We start from the raw sequence: 214 nt of genomic DNA, 5'->3' as shown, positions 1-214 counted from the left end.
CCACAGCCAGACTGTGGGGGCCTTGACCAATGCCGGGACGGTGACTTTGGGCAGCGGTGGGGTATTAAACAGCGGCTTGCTGACCAACAGTAATATTCTGGATGTGACGGGCGCTACCCTGAACCTGAGTGCGGGCGGGACGTCCACCACGACGGGCGGCTTGACCGGTAACGGCACTCTTAATATTGACGGCGGAGATTTGGTGCTCAGTGCT

The 214-nt window shown here is 59.3% G+C and carries 1 protein-coding gene; it reads left to right on the top strand.

The window, feature by feature from the left end:
- Window positions 1–214, top strand: a 214-nt coding sequence (locus YROHD0001_RS00020; RefSeq protein WP_032818655.1) for a hypothetical protein, incomplete at both ends; no start/stop codon positions are given.

The organism is Yersinia rohdei ATCC 43380 (assembly GCF_000173775.1).
In the GTDB taxonomy this organism is placed as follows: domain Bacteria; phylum Pseudomonadota; class Gammaproteobacteria; order Enterobacterales; family Enterobacteriaceae; genus Yersinia; species Yersinia rohdei.
Note: the sequence above shows the minus strand (reverse complement) of the source record. Positions and strands in the feature narration are given on the sequence as shown.